General features: G+C 67.5%; 18 protein-coding genes. 15 read left to right on the forward strand and 3 right to left on the reverse strand.

What is annotated here, in order from left to right; translation table 11 throughout:
• Window positions 1-102: 102 nt before the first annotated feature.
• The 6 genes from ACQQ2N_RS13310 to ACQQ2N_RS13335 all read left to right on the forward strand — a co-directional run bounded on the left by ACQQ2N_RS13310 (window position 103) and on the right by ACQQ2N_RS13335 (window position 5,040).
• Window positions 103-825 (forward strand): hypothetical protein, encoded by a 723-nt coding sequence (locus ACQQ2N_RS13310; protein WP_440222059.1) that lies wholly within the window; start codon window positions 103-105, stop codon window positions 823-825.
• 583 nt (window positions 826-1,408) lie between these two features.
• Window positions 1,409-2,386 carry a toll/interleukin-1 receptor domain-containing protein gene (locus ACQQ2N_RS13315; protein WP_440222060.1) on the forward strand — a complete coding sequence of 326 codons (978 nt, stop codon included), beginning with the start codon at window positions 1,409-1,411 and terminating at the stop codon, window positions 2,384-2,386.
• A 16-nt stretch (window positions 2,387-2,402) separates the two neighbouring features.
• Window positions 2,403-2,978 carry a hypothetical protein gene (locus ACQQ2N_RS13320; protein ID WP_440222061.1) on the forward strand — a complete coding sequence of 192 codons (576 nt, stop codon included), beginning with the start codon at window positions 2,403-2,405 and terminating at the stop codon, window positions 2,976-2,978.
• Window positions 2,979-3,233: 255 nt separating this feature from the next.
• On the forward strand, window positions 3,234-3,800 hold the full coding sequence (locus tag ACQQ2N_RS13325) for a hypothetical protein (protein ID WP_440222062.1): 567 nt from the start codon (window positions 3,234-3,236) through the stop codon (window positions 3,798-3,800).
• Entirely contained in the window at window positions 3,797-4,417 is a 621-nt protein-coding gene (locus ACQQ2N_RS13330; protein ID WP_440222063.1) for a hypothetical protein, read from the forward strand. Before ACQQ2N_RS13325 ends, ACQQ2N_RS13330 begins: the two co-directional genes overlap by 4 nt.
• On the forward strand, window positions 4,414-5,040 hold the full coding sequence (locus ACQQ2N_RS13335) for a hypothetical protein (protein ID WP_440222064.1): 627 nt from the start codon (window positions 4,414-4,416) through the stop codon (window positions 5,038-5,040). Before ACQQ2N_RS13330 ends, ACQQ2N_RS13335 begins: the two co-directional genes overlap by 4 nt.
• Window positions 5,041-5,046: 6 nt before the next feature.
• Here ACQQ2N_RS13335 and ACQQ2N_RS13340 read toward each other — a convergent pair whose 3' ends face one another.
• Together ACQQ2N_RS13340 and ACQQ2N_RS13345 are read right to left on the reverse strand one after the other, a co-directional pair.
• Entirely contained in the window at window positions 5,047-6,315 is a 1,269-nt protein-coding gene (locus ACQQ2N_RS13340; RefSeq protein WP_440222065.1) for a hypothetical protein, read from the reverse strand.
• A gap of 471 nt (window positions 6,316-6,786) precedes the next feature.
• A complete protein-coding gene (locus ACQQ2N_RS13345) occupies window positions 6,787-7,812 on the reverse strand; it encodes an alpha/beta hydrolase family esterase (protein ID WP_440222066.1) in 1,026 nt (341 codons plus the stop codon).
• Between the two features lie 345 nt (window positions 7,813-8,157).
• On the opposite strand from ACQQ2N_RS13345, the gene ACQQ2N_RS13350 reads away from it, so the two are divergent.
• The 9 genes from ACQQ2N_RS13350 (at window position 8,158) to ACQQ2N_RS13390 (ending at window position 19,083) form a co-directional block, all read left to right on the forward strand.
• Window positions 8,158-10,614, forward strand: coding sequence for a heavy metal translocating P-type ATPase (locus ACQQ2N_RS13350; RefSeq protein WP_440222067.1), 2,457 nt, complete (start codon window positions 8,158-8,160; stop codon window positions 10,612-10,614).
• Entirely contained in the window at window positions 10,611-10,775 is a 165-nt protein-coding gene (ccoS, locus tag ACQQ2N_RS13355; RefSeq protein WP_440222068.1) for a cbb3-type cytochrome oxidase assembly protein CcoS, read from the forward strand. The genes ACQQ2N_RS13350 and ccoS overlap by 4 nt, the downstream gene beginning before the upstream one ends.
• Window positions 10,772-11,512 (forward strand): sulfite exporter TauE/SafE family protein, encoded by a 741-nt coding sequence (locus ACQQ2N_RS13360; RefSeq protein WP_440222069.1) that lies wholly within the window; start codon window positions 10,772-10,774, stop codon window positions 11,510-11,512. Before ccoS ends, ACQQ2N_RS13360 begins: the two co-directional genes overlap by 4 nt.
• A 404-nt stretch (window positions 11,513-11,916) precedes the next feature.
• Entirely contained in the window at window positions 11,917-12,711 is a 795-nt protein-coding gene (locus tag ACQQ2N_RS13365) for a DUF4198 domain-containing protein (RefSeq protein WP_440222070.1), read from the forward strand.
• Between the two features lie 293 nt (window positions 12,712-13,004).
• Window positions 13,005-13,253, forward strand: a complete 249-nt coding sequence (locus tag ACQQ2N_RS13370) for a FeoA family protein (RefSeq protein ID WP_440222071.1) — start codon at window positions 13,005-13,007, stop codon at window positions 13,251-13,253.
• Between the two features lie 4 nt (window positions 13,254-13,257).
• Window positions 13,258-15,072, forward strand: a complete 1,815-nt coding sequence (gene feoB, locus ACQQ2N_RS13375) for a ferrous iron transporter B (RefSeq protein WP_440222072.1) — start codon at window positions 13,258-13,260, stop codon at window positions 15,070-15,072.
• Entirely contained in the window at window positions 15,069-15,386 is a 318-nt protein-coding gene (locus ACQQ2N_RS13380; protein ID WP_440222073.1) for a DUF6587 family protein, read from the forward strand. Before feoB ends, ACQQ2N_RS13380 begins: the two co-directional genes overlap by 4 nt.
• A gap of 789 nt (window positions 15,387-16,175) precedes the next feature.
• The gene (locus ACQQ2N_RS13385) at window positions 16,176-17,186 is read left to right on the forward strand and encodes a class I fructose-bisphosphate aldolase (RefSeq protein ID WP_440222074.1); all 1,011 of its coding nucleotides are present in this window, start codon (window positions 16,176-16,178) and stop codon (window positions 17,184-17,186) included.
• 250 nt (window positions 17,187-17,436) lie between these two features.
• Window positions 17,437-19,083 (forward strand): NAD+ synthase, encoded by a 1,647-nt coding sequence (locus tag ACQQ2N_RS13390; RefSeq protein ID WP_440225763.1) that lies wholly within the window; start codon window positions 17,437-17,439, stop codon window positions 19,081-19,083.
• Between the two features lie 21 nt (window positions 19,084-19,104).
• Here ACQQ2N_RS13390 and ACQQ2N_RS13395 read toward each other — a convergent pair whose 3' ends face one another.
• Window positions 19,105-19,974 carry an outer membrane protein assembly factor BamD gene (locus ACQQ2N_RS13395; RefSeq protein WP_440222075.1) on the reverse strand — a complete coding sequence of 290 codons (870 nt, stop codon included), beginning with the start codon at window positions 19,972-19,974 and terminating at the stop codon, window positions 19,105-19,107.
• Between the last annotated feature and the right edge of the window lie 75 nt (window positions 19,975-20,049).

Raw genomic sequence — 20,049 nt, forward strand, 5'->3', positions numbered from 1 at the left:
CGCGGTCTGCGTTCGTCCCGCGATACAGTAGCTTGTAGCGATGGTAGTGACGCATGATCGAGAGTCGCTTCTGTCTTCACTCGCTGAGTTGATGGAGCATTCTTGAGAACCGTTCGCTCGAGTGTCCTCTTCGAGGCCAGCGATGAGAGTGCGCTGAGAGCGCTTCTGGCCGACGTCGATACCGATGTACCACCACGCCACGAGCGCCGCACCACCGCTCACGTCGAGCGGTACGAAATAGTGCACCTGCTTGCAACGATACCCGCTGGTCAGTGGATATATCCGTTGGTCGTTCTTCACGCGGACCGCCCAGATTTCGTTCTCATTGATGGCGCTGCTCACCGAATCGCAGTTGAATGTGTGGAGGCGATCCCCGAGAACAATGCCAAGAAGGCTTTCTTGCGTGGCTTGGGGCACGGGCCTGAAATGCATTTCATCGAGCGTGCCGTGCCTGGAGAGAAGGTCCGTCCCACCGAACAGCTTCTTAAAGAAATCAACCAGGACAAGCCAGGCCCGCCATGGTATGGCGACAGTGCAGAGCGCGAATGGGCGGCAGCCATCGCACATTTCGCGGCGAAGAAGGCCGAATCTGTTGTGAAGATGGGCTATGAGCGGGGCGATGAGACTTGGCTGCTCGTCTACGACAACTGGCCTCTCCCAAAAGTCGAACCCGAGAGCGCTGCCCTGCACTTCGAGAAACATCCCATGTTCGCTGATATCTGCGACACCTTCGGTCGCGTGTTTGTGATGGGCGGACGGGGCGTTTGGGAATTTGGTGCAAGTAGCAGGAGATATTATCTTATCCGTAGTCCGCGTGAGGGGTAAGGCATGGCGTTTCCGAAGATGCTTCTGAGTCGATTTCGAAGCGGTCAGATGATGGATGCAACGCCGGGCTCGTTGGTTGGCATTATGCGGGATCGTCGCATGTGCACCGGCATCGCTTTGGGTGAGCAGGGCGCAGCTGCATCTCACTTGCTTGTCGACGAGGACGGGATGCCCACCATTTATGCGCTCGCGGCGATTGGAAGCCGCCACGTTCTACTCGCAGATGCGGGAGGGGGAATGTTTCTTGAAATTCCCGCTACGGAGTTCGACACAAACCGTTTGTCGCAGTGCGTTGGACAAGTCGCTCTTACGAAGGAAGGTCCGATGCTGTGTGCATCAGTGGGAGTTGACGGATTCCGTCGACATGTAGGGCAGTTCGTCTGTCTTATGTCGTTCCGACTGCTGGCGGACCGCGAAGACCTTCACCGCGGCGCGGAGTGGGTGGTTCAGTGGTCGTTATCGATCCGTAATGCTGTTGACGAGACGAGTCGCATTATTGGTAATCCTCCTTGGCCTGCCACTTCTCGACTGCAAGGATAGGAGGTTGCATGTGGAATTGATGCCATAGATAAAGGAGTTTTTCATGGCTGCGCGGGTATTTTTTTCCTATTCGCACGATGACGAAGAGCAGCGTAATCAGATCGAAAAGCACTTGGCTTTATTGAAGCGACAAGGGCTTATCGATGCATGGCACGATCGTCGTATTCTTGCTGGCGATCGCATCGGTGATGTCATCGATGCGGAGATCGAAAAGGCCAACATCATCCTGTTGCTTGTAAGTGCCAGCTTTATCGCGTCGGACTACTGCTACTCTCGCGAGATGGCACGGGCGATGGAGCGACAACGGCGCGGTGAGGCGATAGTTGTACCCATCATCGTTCGAAACTGCGATTGGCACAGCGCGCCATTCGGGAGTATCAAGGCGGTTCCCAGAGATGGCAAAGCCATCACGTCTTGGGCCAATCCGGACGACGCCTACACCGATGTCGCCAGAGAGCTCCGTGCACTGGTCGAGTGGTCCTTGGGGGTAGACAAGGTGGCTGCAGAGGTGCCAACCGTGGCACATGCCCCCGAAGTAAGCCGTGCTAGCGCGCATGAGGCTTTTCCGCGTTCAGGCAATCTTCGCGTTAAGCGGAATTTCTCTGATTTGGACAAGTCTCGATATTTGACTGATGCTTTCGATTTCATGGCGCGATACTTCGAGGGCTCGCTCGATGAGCTGTCGAAGAGGAATGCGGACATCCAAGGGGAGTTCCGTAGGGTGGATGGCGTGTCGCTAACAGCCATCGTTTACCGTAATGGCAAACGGATGTCGGCGTGCGCTGTTCGATTGAATGGAGGCGGTGCGCTGGGTGCGGGTATAACTTACTCTCAGGATGTGTCTCGAACGGACGGCAATAGCTTCAACGAGCGGGTTTCGGTCGAGGTAGACGACCAGTCGCTCTTCCTGCGTTCAATGGGTATGGCATCGATGTACTCAGGCCACGCCGACCGGGAGAAGCTTTCGCACGAGGGTGCGGCGGAACTATTTTGGGGTATGTTGTTAGGGCCACTTCAGTAGAGTTCGGGGAGGAGTTGTGGTAATACATACCGCAACGACAAAGTTTCCGCATTGGAACTATTTCATCGCATTGGAGGAGGATCTTGAGCGTGCCTCAAGGTATGTTGAGCTAGTAGAAGATAACGAGAAAACGTATTCTTTGGAGTTTGTGCACCTTCTCTTTGCAGCTGCAGCCGAAGTTGAGACGGTGATGGTTCTACTATGCCATCTGTTCGATCCTAAGTCGGAAGCGTCAAAATTTTCTCATTGCGTTAAGCCCTTGCGCGAAGCTTTTCCAGAAATGTGGCGAGAAAAGGTTGTGGTTCCTAGATTCGGGCTTACCCTTCAGCCATGGGATGAGTGGAGGAAAAAAAACAAGACACCCTTCTGGTGGCAGAGCTACAACCACGTTAAGCACGCGAGGCACAAATCGTTTGCCGAGGCTACGATGAAGAATGCGGTGAATGCGATGGCTGCCCTTTACCTGGTCACACTTGAGCTAAGTTGTCGAGAGCGGACTCATGATGGGCTGCACATTCTGGCGACCAAAGATGTGATGACCTCCATGATAGTGCCGCGGGCACGCCTGTTTGAGGTCGGTGGACGTCGTTGAGATCGATGTAGATCCCTTACTCAAGCTTCGGTCATTTTTATGGCAGTTGCTTCCGTTCAACGACGCCGACGATAGAGTCGCGGCATCTTGGGTGTGGGGCCCAGAGGCGTCTGAGCTGCGAGGATGCGTGTTCGGGCTAGACAGTCGACGCGTGAACCCTTCCCCGCCATCGGGTAAGGTGTCGCGCTTCTTCGTGGAGTCCTCGCCCTGTTCAACGATCTGCAACGGCTGTGGCGACAGCGGTCCTGGCGTCTGGTGCTGCTCGCAGCGACGCTCGCCGCTGCGATCGTCGCGCTCTCCGGCGGCTTCCGCCGCGCGGATGCGACCGGCGGCACCATGCCGGTTTCCGGTGCCGGCGTGCCGATCACCTCGGATGCGTTCATCGTCACGCCGCTGTGCGCGTGGAGCGCCGACCAGCGTCCCGGACAGCTCGCATCGAGGGCAGGGGAGCCGCGCTACCTGATCCTGCGCGCGAAGGTCGAGAGCCGATCGCGCGACTGGCTCGCGATGCGCGCCTACCTCGACAAGGATGTGGTCTGGCTTCCGCAAGGCCTTGGTGATCCCGTGCCGGCGGAACGCTCGCAGCGCGCCGACGACGCGACGCTGCGCTTCGATCTCGGCCCCGGCTTGCCGGTGCTCGTCGATTTGATCTGGGCGTTGCCGGCCGGCATGGCGCCGCCGGCGACATCGACGTGGGGCATGTTCAAGCGCCGCTTCGTCGAACGCAGCCACGCGAGCGGCGAGTCGATGTGGTTGCAGGACGGCCCGGGCTGGAAGTTCGCGTTGCCGATCTCGCAGGATTGCGTCGGAGGTGAGGCGTGAACCGCTCGCTGCCGATCCGTTGGGGACTGGTCGTCGCGACGCTCGCCTCGCTCGCGCTGATCGTCGCGCTGCGCCGGCACGAGCCCTCGATGGACGAGAAGACCGCGCCGATGCCGATCCGCGGCGCGACCGGGCAGACGCTTGAGGCGCGCAATTTTTCGGTCAAGGTCGGCAAGCTCAAGCTCGCGCGTGCCTACCTGCTCGATCCGCGCACGAGCGACGGCCCGGTGCGCGAGGCGAAGGCGGACGGCATCTGGCTGTCCGCGCTGGCGGAGGTCACCGTGACGCAGGCGAACGGTTACGTCGGTGCGCAGCTGCGTGCACGCGACGGACGCGTCTATCGCGCGGCGCCGGCCGAGCGCCCGGACCTCAAGGGATTCAATCTGACCGACCTGTACCTCGTGACGGGCTTGCCCGCCAATGGCGCCTACGTGTTCGACGTACCGATCGATGCGCTCGAGGGCGCGACGCTGCAGTTCTTCAGCGGCAACAGCGCGCCGGCACAGCTCGATCACCTCGCCGACGTCGACGTCGGGCTCGATGCCGCACACGTGAAGACGTTGCTCGACGCGGCGGCGCCGATGCTCGACCTGCGTTCGCCGGAGCGCGCGCCATGAGCGACATCGCACACGCTTCACCGGGATGGTGGCGTCGCCAACGCGCCTGGCTTGCCGCAGCAGTCGTACTCGGCGTGCTCGCGTTCTACCTGCCGTGGCGCATCAACGAGCGTGAGCTCGACCGCATTCGGCCGCGCACCGCGATCGCTGCGGCGACCGATGCGCAGGCATGGAGCGACTACGAAGGCGCGCGCTGGCGCATCGTCGGCGTGCGGCGCGAGGTAGCGCCCATCGGGACGGCCGCGGAATACCTGCATGCCGAGGCCACGCGGCTGGTGATCGATTTCGAAGTGATCGCCGGCCCTGGCATCGACGCGCAGCGCCTCGACCAGTGCAAGGGACGACTCGTCGACGCGGCCGGACGCAGCTGGGAAGCCAACTTTCCGGCCAAGCTCTCGACCTGGATGATGCGACAGCGCCTCAACGGAACCTGCGGCTCGCGCGCCACGGGCGAGCCCGCGACGGCGGTCGAGGGACAGCCGTTCGCGTTCACGCACGCCTACCTGATCCCTTCCGACGTCGCGCTGCAGGATCTGCATGTCGACCTGTTCTTCCCGCCGTTCACCACGACGCCGAAGATGGGCACCTACCTGCGCTTCGCGTTGCCGGCGCCGCGCGACTGAGCGCCCTCAGCCGCGCATCGCGCGCAGGCCGGCGATCGCGCGATCGAAGGTCGCGGCGAGCAGCACCACGCGCAGCAGCTGCGTGAACAGCGCGGGCCGCAGCGACATCGGTCCGTTGAAGAGCAGCGACAACGGTTGCCCGAACACGCGCCAGTCGTCCCAGGGCTGCGGCCCGACGAGGGTGGTCGCGAGGCCCCACGCGTGGGCGTCGACGAAGTCCAGCAGTGCCCAGCCCACGCACAGCACGAGCAGTGCCGGCAGGCCCGCGCGCAGCACGAGCCGGATCGCGTTGAGGATCGGGATGCCCTTGCCGTTCCAGCCGCCGCTGGCCTTGTCGACCGCCTTCTTCCACACCGGATGCAGGTGGCGGTAGCGGCGGCTGACCAGTCGCGCATGCGCATCGTGGCGGTCCAGGCGACCGCGGCGGCGCAAGTCCATGCCGTACACGATCGCGGCGATGGCCAGCCACACCAGCGGCATCACCATGGCGCTGCCGGCGGTCGACAGCAACGCCCACGCCGGATCGAACACCTGCTTGATCGGCGCGAGCGAGATCACGCCGACGAACGGGTTCTCCCACCATGTCGTCAGCGCGACATAGACCACGCGCGATTCCCACCATGTCGTCGCCCACGCCCAGCCGCGCGCGATCACCGCGGCACCGACGAACAGCCAGTAGGCCTCGCAGGCCGCGACCACGATCGACCAGCCGCCATGCTTCGTCGCCGCGAACCGGCGCTTCGATACTTCGCGCAAGCCCCACGACAGCACCAGCGCGATCCACAGGCCGCGCAGCGCGAGGATGTCCTGCAGCGGCTCGCGCCGCTCGAACGACACCCACGTCTGGTAGGTCAGCACGAAGTCGCGCTTGATCCCTTCCAGCAGGCCCCAGCCGGCGTAGTAGGCGAAGAACGGCAGCAGCGCCACCGCGAGCACGCTCAGCCAGGAACGCTGCGCGACCATCGGCGGCAGTCCGGCGGACGACTGCATCGTCGGCATCGATGGGCGCAGCACGAGGAACATCGCAATCGCGCCGATCAGCTGGCTCACGATCAGCACCGCGATCGCCGCATATGACAGCAGCACGCCCGTCTCGGCCAGCTGGATCGCACCGAACAGCAGCACGTCGTAGGCGACGCGCTGCGCGAAGAAGCACGCGAGCAACGCAGGCCAGTGCTGCCACAGCAGCCGGCCGGCGAGCCGCGGGATGTCCATCCACGCGTGCGTGGTGTCGCGTGAGGTACCGCCGCCGTCCGAGGCCGAGACATCCGACATGGAGGTTGCGACAGGGTGCATTGGGGATGCTGCCATCGTGCTTACCGGCTGAATCGATGGGGACCATCATCGCGGAATGCGGACTTTGTCGGCAATTCGGGATGCGCACACAAGGCCCGTTCAGATGCACGGCTGTCAGGGGAACATCCGCACACTGCGTCGCGCCATCAGTGGAGCCGGCGCGTGTTTACCGACGGTGGGCGTCGCGCGACCGCTTACATCGGCGTGTCCTCACGAAGTGGTGTTGCGCTTGAGTCCCTCTCCCTCCGGGAGAGGGGTTGGGGAGAGGGTGCGGGATCGCGACCACGTCCGATCATCGTCACGATCCCGGACCCTCATCCGGCCCTACGGGCCACCTTCTCCCGGAGGGAGAAGGGACACATGCAGCTCCGTTCGACACTGCGTCCAACGGCGAGGCCAGCCGGCCGATGACGGGAGAGGCGGTGGAAAACATGCTCGGTACTCGATCGATCACCGACACCGCCCACCCAGAAAACCCCAGATCCTCTGCTGTTGCCCGCCGATCACGTGGCCGCCGTTCTCGACGAGGATGAGCTGGTACTTCTCGCAGGCCGGTGACCAGCCGGTCAGGTCGTAGCGGCGCGCGGTGGCACCGCCGACCGCGTAGGTCTCGCGCAGCACGCCGCTGTCGCGGCCGGTGCTGTTGTCGCCGCCGAAGCAGCCGTTCTGCGTGGCCCACAGTTTCATCGGATAGAACACGCGCCAGTCGACGCCCCAGTTCACGGGCGTGTTGAACGTCGCGGTCGGCGGCGGTGCAACGGCGGTGTCGTTGGTGCCGTGCAGGTGCAGGATCGGCGTCGCTGCGCCGTGGTTGACGGCCTGTGAGCCCGAGGCGACGCAGTCGGTGTCGCCGCTCTGGCAGTAGAGCAGGCCGGCGTTGATCGCGACCGCGGCGAAGCGCGCCTTCGTCGACGGGCGCTGCAGCAGGTAGTAGGGCATGTAGGCGCCGCGCGATTCGCCACCGACGTAGATGCGGCGCGGATCGACGCGTTGGCCGGCGAGGCCGTCGGCGACGAGCGTGTCGAGGATGCGGCTGATCGCCTGCGCGTCCTGCGGCCTGCCGGGCAGGTCGGCGGCGGCGTGCGTCCAGGTCTGGTTGATGCCGCTCGGCGTGACGATGATCGCACCGTCGGGATCGGTGAACGGGCGGAACGCGCTCGCGAGCCCGCTGCCGTTGCCGCCGTCGCCGTGCAGCCACATGAGCACCGGGCGCCCGCGCGGCGGCGAGGGCGTCGCGGGGATGCGGTAGAACCAGGTATGCGTCGCGCCGTCACTGGTCTGCAGCGTCGCCGAGCCCTGCAGCGGCGTGGCTGGCGCGGCGATGTCCTCGAAGCCGTATCCGAACACGTCGTCGCATTGCGCCTGCGCCTGTGTCGCGAAGGCGCACGACGCGAGACACGCGAGGGCGTGCAGGCTTCGCGTCATTGCGCGCGAGCGCTTCCGCCACGCAGCCTGCACGGTCGTCGACGTGTCCATCGCGGCACTCCCCGGAGCCGGCGTCGTGCCGGCGACGCGAGCTTACGTCCGCGACGCACGCGGCGATCGTGCGTGGCGTCGCGGAATGCCGCTGGTCGCGCGATGACCAATCTGACCGTGCACCGCGTCGCGCCGCCGCTCGCGGGCGTCGCTCCCAAGGTTGTCCACAGGACTCTCCACGGCCGGTGTGGATAACCCACGACACGGCTGCGAGGTGATCACGCGGATCGCAAGACGACGCGCTGCGGCGGATCGCCGCGATGCACGCGCGGCTTGACGCCGATCAAGCGGCCGGCACGCCCGTTCGCGCAGGCTGCACGCGACCCGATCCGCACGGCGCCCCCCATGAGCAGCTGCTTCCATTGCCTGGAACCGATTCCCGCCGGCCTCGACCTGCGCGCGCGCGTACGCGGCGACCTGCACGCCGTGTGCTGCATCGGCTGTCGCGCCGCCGCGGAGTGGATCGCCGGACTCGGCCTCGACGACTACTACCGCGTGCGCGAAGCACCGGCACCGCGCGCGCATGCCGTCGGCGACTACGCGGGCTGGGACCGTCCCGGCCTCGCGCGCCTGCACGTGCGCTCGCGCGACGCGACGCATGCGGAGGTCGTCGTGCTCGTCGACGGCTTGCGTTGCGCGGCGTGCGCGTGGCTGATCGAGCGCGCGATCGGTGCGCTCGACGGCTTGCACGAGATCGGCGTCAACACGGCCGCACGGCGCGTCGTGCTCGTGTTCGATCCGACGGTCGCGCCGCTGTCGACGCTGCTGGCCGCGCTCGGACGGCTCGGCTACGCCGCGCATCCGCTCACCGCCGAGGCGATCGACGCCGCGCGCCGCCGCGAGACGCGCGACGCGCTCAAGCGCCTCGTCGTCGCCGGACTCGGTGCGATGCAGGCGATGATGTACGCGGTGGCGCTGTACGCGGGCGTGTTCGACGGCATCGATCCGGCCGTGCGCGACTTCTTCCGCTGGCTCGGGTTCCTCGTCGCGACGCCGGTGGTGCTGTACGCGGCGCAGCCGTTCTTCGCGGGGGCATGGCGCGAGGCACGCGCGCGGCGCCTGTCGATGGACACGCCGGTCGCGCTCGCGATCGCGGCGATCTACGTGGCCAGCCTCGTCGAAACGCTGCGTGGCGGCCACGAGATCTATTTCGACTCGGTCAGCATGTTCGTGCTGTTCCTGCTCGCAGGGCGCTTCGTCGAGATGCGCGCGCGCCATCGTGCCGGCGATGTCGTCGACGCTTTCGCGCGCCTGCAGCCCGCGCTCGCCGAACTCGTCGCGGGCGATGCCACCGAGATCGTCGGCGTGCACGAGCTGGTGCCGGGCGACGTCGTGCGCGTCGCCGTCGGCACGGCGGTGCCGGCCGACGGCGAACTCGCGGGCATGGCCTGCCGCATCGACGAGTCGCTGGTCAGTGGCGAATCGACGCCTCGCCGTCGTGTCGCCGGCGAGGCGGTCGTCGCGGGCAGCATCGTCGTCGAAGGCCCCGCCGAGGTCGTCGTGCGCCGCACCGGTGCCGATACCGTACTCGCCGGCATCGTGCGACTCGTGACGCGCGCCGCTTCGGAGCGGCCACGTCTCGCGCGTCTCGCCGATGCGCGTGCGGCGCGCTTCGTCGCACGCGTGTTCGCGTTGACGGCGTTGACCGCACTGGCCTGGAGCTGGATCGATCCTTCGCGTGCGTTCGCAGCCTCGCTGGCCGTACTCGTCGTGAGCTGTCCGTGTGCATTCGCGCTCGCGGTGCCCGCCGCACTGACGCGCGCGGTCGCGGTGCTCGCGCGGCGCGGTGTGCTGGTCGTCGATGCGGATGCGCTCGAAGCGCTCGCGCGGGTCGACCACATCGTGTTCGACAAGACCGGCACGCTCACCGAGCCGGCGATCGACGTGGCCGCGATCGAGGTGCTTCGCGGCACGCGCGCCGAGGCGATCGCGAAGGCGGCCGCACTCGAGGAGGGCAGTGCGCATCCGCTCGCGGCCGCGCTTCGCCGCGCGGCCGATGTCGATGCGGGCCTGCGTACGGTCGAGGCACGCGACGAGGTCGCTGCTGCGGGCGTCGAGGCGATCGTCGACGGCGTGCGCCATCGCCTCGGCCGTGCGGGCTTCGCGCTCGGCATCGTCGAGGCAGGGCATGCCGATGCGATGCGTGACGACGAAGGCGATGCGCTCGTGCTCGCCGATGTCCATGGCGTCATCGCACGCTTCCCGGTCGTCGAGCGCGTGCGCGGCCGTGCCGAGGCGATGCTCGAGGCGCTGCGTGCGGATGGCGTCGGCATCGCCCTCGTCAGCGGCGATGCGGCGACGCGCGTGGCCGTGGTCGCGAACCGGCTCGGCATTGCCGATTGGCGGGCCGCGGCGCACCCAGGGGACAAGCTCGACCACCTGCGTGCCTTGCGCGCGCGCGGGCATGTCGTCGCGATGGTCGGCGACGGCGCCAACGATGCGCCCGTGCTGGCCGGCGCCGACGTCGCGATCGCGATCGGCGAGGGCGCGTCGCTCGCGCACGCGTCGAGCGGCATCCTGCTCGCGACGCCGCGCCTCGAGGCGATCGCGGAAGCGCGCGCGGTCGCGCAGCGCATGCTCGTGACGTTGCGTCGCAATCTGGCCTGGGCGCTCGGATACAACCTGTCGGTGGTGCCGCTCGCCGCGCTCGGCTTCGTGCCGCCGTGGCTCGCCGCGATCGGCATGTCGGCGAGTTCCGTGGTCGTGCTGCTGCATTCGCTGCGCATCGACGTGCCTGCGACAAACGATGCGTCCGGCGCGGCGCACGCGAACATGGCTGCTGCAGACGAGGTGTCGGCATGAACATCATCCTGCTGCTGATCCCGCTCAGCCTCGTGCTGCTCGCGCTCGGCACGTGGGCGTTCTTCTGGGCCGTCGACCACGCGCAGTTCGACGATCTCGATACGCCCGCGCTGAGTCCGCTGCTCGACGATCCGCTGCCCGTGGACGAGCACACGCCATGAGCACGCTGTCGACCGCCTTCGCGGCGCTGCTGCTCGGCCTGCTCGCGAGCGGGCATTGCGTCGTCATGTGCGGCGGCATCGGCAGCGCGCTCGCGATGGCGACGGCACGCGATGCGCGTGGCCGCCCGAGACGTGCCTTGCTGGTCGGCTACCAGCTCGGGCGTATCGCCTCGTACACGCTGGCAGGTGTTCTCGTCGGCGGCATCGGCGGTTCACTGGTCGCCTGGCTCGATGCAGAACCCGTGCGGATCGCGTTGCGCGTCGTCACGGCGGCGACGTTCGTGTTCGCCGCCGCGGTCATGCTCGGCCTCGTGCGCGATCCGTCGACGCGCATGGGTTCGCGCGCATGGTCACGACTCGCGCCGCTCGCGCGACGCCTGCTGCCGGTCGCGACGCTGCCGCGCGCGTTCGCGTTCGGCGCGTTGTGGGGATGGATGCCGTGCGGCTTCGCGTACACGATGCTGCTCGTCGCCGCGTCGACGGCCGATGCCCGGCATGCCGGCGTCGTCATGCTCGCGTTCGGTGCCGGCACCTTGCCGGCCCTGCTCGCGACATCGTGGGGCGCGGGTCGCCTGCTCGCGTTCGTGCGCAGGCCTTCGATGCGACGCGCGACGGCCGGCGTGCTGGTCGGCAGCGCGGTGCTGACGCTGGTCGCGCCGTGGCTGCTCGGCCACGCGACGTGGCTGCATGCCTGGCTGCCGTTCGATTGCGCGCCGCGTGTCGCGGGCGTGCCTTGATGCCGCGATGGACGCGAGTGGCACGAAGCATGGCGTGCGAAGCACGGGGTCAGGTCATGCATGGGGTCAGGTTCATTTTTCCTCGATCGCCACACGTTCATGACGCGTCGTCACGGGAAAAATGAACCTGACCCCATGTCTCGCATGCGCGAATCGCGGTCGACGGCGGGCGGGACGCCAATCGACGCACGGGTCATCGCGGCGGTATCCGGAGGGCGGACGTCCGGATGAGGCGCAACCGCCCGAGGCGATTTCTCGTTGACGTGAGGCGGCGTCATGCGTCCAAGCACGTGCAATGCGATGCACATCCCCGCGATTGAGCGCCATTCCCGCGGTCGGCTAGACTGGCAGCCTCTCGCGCCCCAGCCGATCGTGCCCGGGCAGCCCAACCCCGGAACCTCCCCATGAAAGTCTTCGCGCCGCTTGCCGGCCTCGTCATCGCGTGCATGGCGTCGTTCGCGCACGCCCATACGCCGTACCTGCTGCCGGCCAGCTTCGATCCGATGCACGGCAACCTCGTCACGCTCGACGGCGCGTTCGCCGAGGATTTCTTCGAGCCCGAGGTCGTGTTCGACGACAGCACGTTCACGGCCACGCGCCCGGACGGTACGACGGTGCCGGTCGACACCGTGCAGCGGCTCAAGACGCGTGCGGTCGTCGAGCACATGATCGGCGACGGCAAGGGCACGTGGCGTTTCAGCAGCGGCAAGCGCCTCGGCGCGGTCATCCGCACCTGGGAACTCGACGGCAAGAAGGAGACCACGCGCGATCCGGCCAAGCCGATGCCGGCCGGCGCCAAGCTGGTGTCGCAGTACCAGTCCGTCTACCTCAGCGAGACCTACGTGACCGCCGGAGCACCGTCGAAGGCTGCGCTCAAGCCCTACGCGAGCGGGCTCGAGATCGTGCCGGAGACGCATCCGAGCGATCTCTACTCGGGCGAGCGTTTCGCGTTCGCGGTGCATTTCGACGGCAAGCCGCTGGCCGGCGCCAAGGTCGAGGTGTTTCCGGGCACCGGCGACGCGCGCAGCAAGAAGGGCACGACGCTGACCACGGCCGCCGATGGCACCGCGACGTTCCCGCTCGCATCGGCCGGCACATGGCTGGCCGTGGTCAAGCATCGCGGTCCGGCCCCCGCCGGTGCGGCTGCGCCCGAGTACGGCTACGGCTACACGCTGACGTTCCGCGTGCTCGATCCCTGAGGGGCGCGGGCTCGGGGCGAAGGCCGAGGACTAGGATCAGGTTGAGGACTGGGGTCAGGTTCATTTTCCCGAATCGACGCGCGGCTCATGAGCGCGGCCAGGGAAAAATGAACCTGACCCCAGCTGCTGTCTCTGCAGCGCGGCAGCGTCCGTTTCGAGGGGCTGCCGAAACGCGGAGATTTTGCGCAAGTCGCTGCAGCCTGCGGCGGGCCCGGGGGCGCGTGACATAATGGCCATCCGCGAATGGGAATCGATCCCATCGCGCCGGCACCCATGCCGAAGGCCAGGTCCCCGTGCTGCTCTCCGAGATGCCCCGCCATGTTTCCGCCACGGTCGTCGGCGTGACCGACGTCGGCGAGGACGACCGCATCGCGCGTCGCCTGCGCGAGCTCGGTTTCGTCGACGGTGAACCCGTCAAGGTGGTCGCGGTCGGTCCGGTCGGCGGCGAGCCGCTGCTCGTGCAGGTCGGTTCGACGCGTTTCGCGCTGCGCCTGCGCGAGGCTGCGCGCGTCGACGTGGTGCCGGTCGACCCGGCCGGATGAACCGATGACGCCGCTGCACCTCGCCCTCGTGGGCAACCCGAACGCGGGCAAGACCGCGTTGTTCAACCGCCTTACCGGTGCGCGCCAGAAGGTCGCGAACTACGCCGGGGTCACGGTCGAGCGCAAGGAAGGCCACTACACCTCGCCTAGTGGACGCGCGGTGCGCGTGCTCGACCTGCCCGGTGCGTACAGCCTGTCGCCGACGAGCCCGGACGAGGCGATCACGCGTGACGTCTGCGCGGGCCGCCATCCCGACGAGCCGGCGCCCGACATCGTCGTCTGTGTCGTCGACGCGACCAACCTGCGCCTGCACCTTCGTTTCGCGCTCGAGCTGCGCGGGCTCGGCCGTCCGGTCGTGCTCGCGCTCAACATGATGGATGCGGCACGCAAGCGCGGCATCGCGATCGACACCGCGGTGCTCGCGCGCGAGCTCGACCTCGAGGTGATCGAGACGATTGCGGTGCAGGCCGACGGCGCGAAGGCGCTCGTCGAACGCCTCGACGCGCCGCCGCCCGCACCGTCGACGCGGCCGTTGCCCGACAACGTGCATGCCGAGGTGCGACGCGTGCTCGCGGCCGCCGTGCGCATGCCGCGTGACACCAGTGCGGTCGACGACGCGATCGACCGCGTCGTGCTGCATCCGGTGTTCGGCCTCGCGATCCTCGCAGTGGTCATGTTCTTCATCTTCCAGGCCGTATTCGCGTGGGCCGAGCCGGTCATGGACGGCATCGAGGCCGGCTTCGCATGGCTCGGCGGCGTGCTCGGCGAGGGCATGTCCGACGGCATCCTCAAGAGCCTCGTCGTCGACGGCCTGATCGCGGGACTCGGCGGCGTGCTCGTGTTCCTGCCGCAGATCCTGATCCTGTTCCTGTTCATCCTCGCGCTCGAGGAATCGGGCTACCTGCCGCGCGCGGCATTCCTGCTCGACACGCTGATGCTGCGCGCAGGGTTGACCGGTCGTGCGTTCATCCCGCTGCTGTCGAGCTTCGCCTGTGCGATTCCCGGCATCATGGCCACGCGCAGCATCGCCGATCCGCGTGACCGCCTGACCACGATCCTCGTCGCGCCGCTCATGACGTGTTCGGCGCGTCTGCCCGTGTATACGCTGCTGATTGCGGCATTCGTGCCGGAGCGCACGGTCGCACGCCTGCTGAACCTGCAGGGCATCGTGCTGTTCGCGCTGTATGTGGCCGGCATCGCGACGGCGCTCGCCGTCGCGTGGATCGCCAAGCGGCTGTCGCGCGACACCAGCGAGCACGCGCTCGTCATGGAGTTGCCGTCGTACCGCCTGCCGCACGTGCGCGACCTCGCGATCGGCCTGTGGGAGCGCGCGTGGATCTTCCTCAAGCGCGTCGGCGGCATCATCCTCGCGCTGACCGTGCTGCTGTGGTTCCTGTCGACGTTCCCGGCACCGCCCGAGGGTGCAACGGGGCCGGCGATCCAGTACAGCTTCGCGGGGCGCATCGGCGCCGCGCTCGCGGTCGTGTTCGCGCCGATCGGCTTCAACTGGCAGATCAGCATCGCGCTGGTGCCGGGACTCGCGGCGCGCGAGGTCGCGGTGTCGGCGCTCGCGACCGTCTACGCGCTGTCGGGCCAGGAGGAAGGCCTGCAGGCCGTCGTCGCCTCGCAGTGGTCGCTCGCGACCGCGCTGTCGCTGTTGGCCTGGTACGTGTTCGCCCCCATGTGCCTGTCGACGCTGGCCACGGTGCGCCGCGAGACGGGCTCGTGGCGGCATGTCGCGATCATGGCCGGCTACCTGTTCGCACTGGCCTACGTCGCCTCGTTCCTCACCTACCGGATCACCCTCGCCCTGTCGTGAACGCGTTCCTCGACATCGCCGTGGTCGGCCTGATCGTCGCGTGGGCCGCCCTGTTCGCATTGCGCAGGCTCATGCCGCGCACGTGGCGGCGCGGGCTGGCGGCGTGTGCGAACCTGCTCGATGCACCGACACGGCCCGCTGCGATGCGCCGCGCCGGTGCGTGGTTGCGCCCGGTGTCGGTGACCGGCGGATCCTGTGGCGACGGCTGCTCGACCTGCGGCAGCTGTGGTCCTGCGCCGGCGACGGCACCACGGGACGAGGACGCAAAACCGCTCGTGTTCGACCGGCATCCACGGAGTGGGGCGGGGCACTGATCGCGGATCGCCGCGCGCGGCGCGACGTCCCCCTCTCCCCACCCCCTCTCCCGCGAGGGGAGAGGGGCTTCAGACTGCCAACGCCGGCGTGCATGCATGGATCCTGAGGCTGCTCGACCTGAGGCGGCTGCGGTCCTGTGTCGAATATGCCGGCGCAGGACGGCGACGCCGGACGGCTCGTCTTCGTCCGGCATCCATGGAGTGGGGCGGGGTGCTGATCGCGGATCGTCGCGCGCGGCGCGACGTCCCCCTCTCCCCAACCCCTCTCCCGCGAGGGGAGAGGGGCTTGAAGCCCTCGGCGGTTGGACGTGGCTCCAGGCCATGGGCGTCTGAGAAGGAACTTGAAGCCGCTTGCACTTGTGAAGCCGCTCGCACTCGCATCCTCACGTCGCGAGGCTGCAGTCCTGCGTCTGCCTGTCTCCCCTCTCCCGCGAGGGGAGAGGGGCTTGAAGCCTTCGGCGGTTGGGCGTGGCTCCAGGCCATGGGCGTCTTAGAAGGAACTTGAAGCCGCTTGCACTTGTGAAGCCGCTTGCACTCGCACCCTCACGTCGCGAGGCTGCAGGCTCGCGTCGGCCTGTCTCCCCTCTCCCCTTGCGGGAGAGGGGCTGGGGGAGAGGGGGGCTTCTCGCGTGAACGCATCGGCACATCGCCGGTCGGGCCGCTCGCGTCGCGCGACCATGCCCCGGCCTGCGGTCCGCCACGATCTGCCCTATACTGCGCGGCCAACCTTTTCCTTCCTGCCGGCGCCTCGCGGCGACGGTGACACGCTTTCGCTTCACGGAGCCGTCCATGAGTATCGAACAGCTTGAAAGCATCGCCCAGGCGATGGTCGCGCCGGGCAAGGGCATCATCGCGATCGACGAGTCGAACGCCACGATCAAGAAGCGCTTCGACACGGTCGGCGTGCCGAACACCGAGGAAAACCGTCGCGCCTACCGCGAGATGCTGCTGACGACGCCGGGCCTCAACCAGCACATCTCCGGCGCGATCCTGTACGACGAGACGATCCGCCAGTCGACCAAGGCCGGCGTGCCGTTCACCAAGCTCATGCTCGACGCGGGCATCCTGCCGGGCATCAAGGTCGACAAGGGCCCGTTCCCGCTGGCCGGCTTCCCGGGCGAACTCGTCACCGAAGGCCTCGACGGCCTGCGCGACCGCCTCAACGAGTACGCCAAGCTCGGCGCGAAGTTCGCCAAGTGGCGCGCGGTGATCACGATCACCAACGAGGCGCCGAGCGGCACCTGCATCGAGGCCAATTGCCACGCGCTCGCGCGCTATGCGGCGCTGTGCCAGGAAGCGGGCATCGTCCCGATGGTCGAGCCCGAGATCCTCATGGACGGCGAGCACGACCTCGAGGAGAGCTACGAGGTGACCGAGGCGACGCTGCGTTCGCTGTTCGGCGCGCTTTACGAGCAGAACGTCATGCTCGAGGGCACGATCCTCAAGGCCAGCATGGTCATCGCCGGCAAGAATGCCGCCGAGCAGGCCAGCGTCGACGAGGTCGCCGAAGCGACCGTGCGTTGCCTCAAGGCCGCCGTGCCGGCGTCGCTGCCGGGCATCGTGTTCCTCTCGGGCGGCCAGTCCGACGAGCAGGCCACGGCGCACCTCAACGCGATGAACCAGCAGGGCCCGCACCCGTGGCCGCTGTCGTTCTCGTACGGCCGTGCGATGCAGCAGGCCGCGCTCAAGCTGTGGGGGCAGGACATGGCCGCCAACTTCGCGTCCGCGCAGAAGACCGTCGCCCAGCGTGCGAAGGAAAACGGCCTCGCCGCGCTCGGCCAGTGGAAGAAGGGCGCCTGATCCAGGCGCTGTCGTCGCGCGGCGTGTCGAACGCCGCGTGACGTACCGAAGCACGTACGGACTACATTCCGTGCGTGCGCTCCGGTGATTGCGGACATCACACGCGCTTCGTAACGAGGCGCGTCGTGGTCTGCCTGCAACACGGAATCGTCGACCGGCGCCTCCGGCCTGCGAGTGTCCCGCATCGATCCGATCCCGGCGGCGAGGACGCGGGCGTATCATGACGGTCCTGCCGCAGGCCCGCATCTCGATGACCGCGCTCCGCATCGCTCTCGCCCAGTTCGATTTTCCCGTCGGCGCCGTCGCCGCGAACGCCGATCGCATCGGCGCGATGATCACCGAAGCGCGCGACCTGCATGGCGCCGACCTCGTCGTGTTCCCCGAGCTCGCGCTGAGCGGTTATCCGCCCGAAGACCTGCTGCTGCGTCCCGCGTTCCTCGCCTCGTGCGAAGCGGCAATCGCTCGCGTCGCGTTGGCGGCGAAGGGCATCACCGCCGTGGTCGGCTGGCCGCAGAGCGCCGGGGCGGTCGTCTACAACGCCGCGAGCGTGCTGCGCGACGGCATCGTCGAGGTCACGTACCGCAAGCGCGAACTGCCCAACTACGCAGTGTTCGACGAGCGTCGCTACTTCGACGTCGATCCCGATAGTGAGGCCTGCGTGGTCGACGTGAAAGGCGTGCCGGTCGGCGTGGTCGTCTGCGAGGACCTGTGGTTTCCCGAGCCGCTCGCCGCGACCGTCGCGGCTGGCGCCGAGCTCGTCGTGGTGCCGAACGCCTCGCCGTTCGAGCGCGGCAAGCACGCGCAGCGTGATGCGCTGATCGCCACGCGCGTGGCCGAGTCGGGCGTCGCGCTGGCCTATCTCAACACCGTGGGCGGACAGGACGCGGTCGTGTTCGACGGTGCCTCGGTGCTCGCCGATGCGGACGGCCTCGTGCACGCGGCCGCGCGGGCGTTCGAGGACCACTGGCTGGTCGCCGACTACGACCCCGCCACGCGCGCGTTCACGCCGCACGACTGGCCCGTCGAGGTCGACGAGAGCGACGACGCGATGGCGTGGCGCGCGGTCGTGCGCGGCACGCGCGACTACTGCGCCAAGAACGGCTTCGGCAAGGCCTGGGTCGGCCTGTCGGGCGGCATCGATTCGGCGCTTGTGCTCGCGATCGCGGTCGAAGCGCTCGGCGCGGAGAACGTGACCGCGGTCCGACTGCCGTCGCGCTACACCTCGGGGCAGAGCAACGACCTCGCCGCCGACCAGGCCCGCGTGCAGGGCGTGCGCCTCGAGACCGTCGCGATCGCCGAGCCTTTCCAGGGCTTCCTCGCCGCGCTCGGTCCGCTGTTCGAGGGACGCGAGCCCGACATCGCCGAGGAAAACCTGCAGTCGCGCTGCCGCGGCGTGCTTCTCATGGCGCTCGCCAACAAGTTCGGCGGCCTGCTGCTGACCACCGGCAACAAGAGCGAGTACGCGGTCGGTTACGCGACGATCTACGGCGACATGTGCGGTGGCTATGCGCCGATCAAGGATCTCTACAAGACCGAGGTCTACGCGCTCTCGCGCTGGCGCAACGCGCGCGACGGCGAGACGGTGATCCCGCAGCAGGTCATCGACCGCGCGCCGTCGGCCGAGCTGCGCGACAACCAGACCGATCAGGATTCGCTGCCGCCGTACGACGTGCTCGACGCGATCCTCACGCGCTTCGTCGACCTCGAGCAGTCACGCGAGGACATCGTCGAAGCCGGCTTCGATCCGGCCACGGTCGACCACGTGCTGCGCCTCGTGCGCATCAACGAGTGGAAACGCCACCAGGCGGCGCCGGGTCCGAAGGTGTCGCGACGCGCGTTCGGCCGCGAGCGCCGTTATCCGATCACGTCGGGATGGCGCGAGGGCCGCGGCGCCTGAGGCACGCGCGGCGAGGGGACCTCACTCGGCGGTGAGGTCCGGCGGCGGCTTGGAGCCGCGCTGGCTCAACGGGATCAGGCGCCACCAGTTCGAGCGCCAGTCCGGCCACTTGCCGCCGTCGAGGGCGGGGTGCTGCGGGCTGTTGGCCTTGAGCACGCGCTCGGTGTCGGCGGCGAGCGCTTCCTGGCCGAGGTTGCGGTAGCTCTGCATCATGATCGCGAGCGCATCGCCGGTCTGCGGCGCGCGGTCGTAGTTCTCGATGATCGCCTTGGCACGGTTCGATGCGGCAACGTAGGCGCCGCGACGCAGGTAGTACAGCGCGACGTTGAGTTCCGCCTGGGCCATGCCGTTGCGCAGGTAGATCATGCGCTGGCGGGCGTCCTCGGCGTAACGGCTCGTCGGGTAGCGCTTGACCAGTTCGGAGAAGTCGTCGAACGACTGGCGCACGTAGGACTGGTCACGCTGGGTACGGTCGAGGCCGGCGTAGCGCTCGAGCAGGCCTTCCTCGCGGTCGAAGTTGATCAGGCCGCGCAGGTAATAGGCGTAATCGACGTGCTTGTGCGTCGGATAGGTGCGGATGAAGCGGCCGATCGTCGAGTAGGCATCCTCGGGCTTGTTCATCTTGTACTGCGCGTAGGCCTGTTCGATCTGCGCCTGCTCGGTGTACGGGCCGAACGGGAAGCGCGCGACGAGGCGCGTGAACGTGCGCACGGCGACGTCGTAATTGCCCTTGTCGTTGGCCACCTTGCCGCGCTCGTAGAGCTGCTCCACGGGCAGCGTCTCGAGGGGGTCGGCCTTCTTCTTGCCGAACAGCGAGCAACCCGACAGCGCGACGACGAGCAGCAGGAAGAGGGCGCGGACAACGGCCCGGTCGAATCGGGAAACTCGCATGCGAGGGGGGGCTCTGCGATGATACGGAGTTCCGATCATAACCCGAACGCGAGGCCGGCCGGAAACGCCGCGAGC

This window comes from Dokdonella aquatica (assembly GCF_051987395.1).
Lineage (GTDB): Bacteria > Pseudomonadota > Gammaproteobacteria > Xanthomonadales > Rhodanobacteraceae > Dokdonella.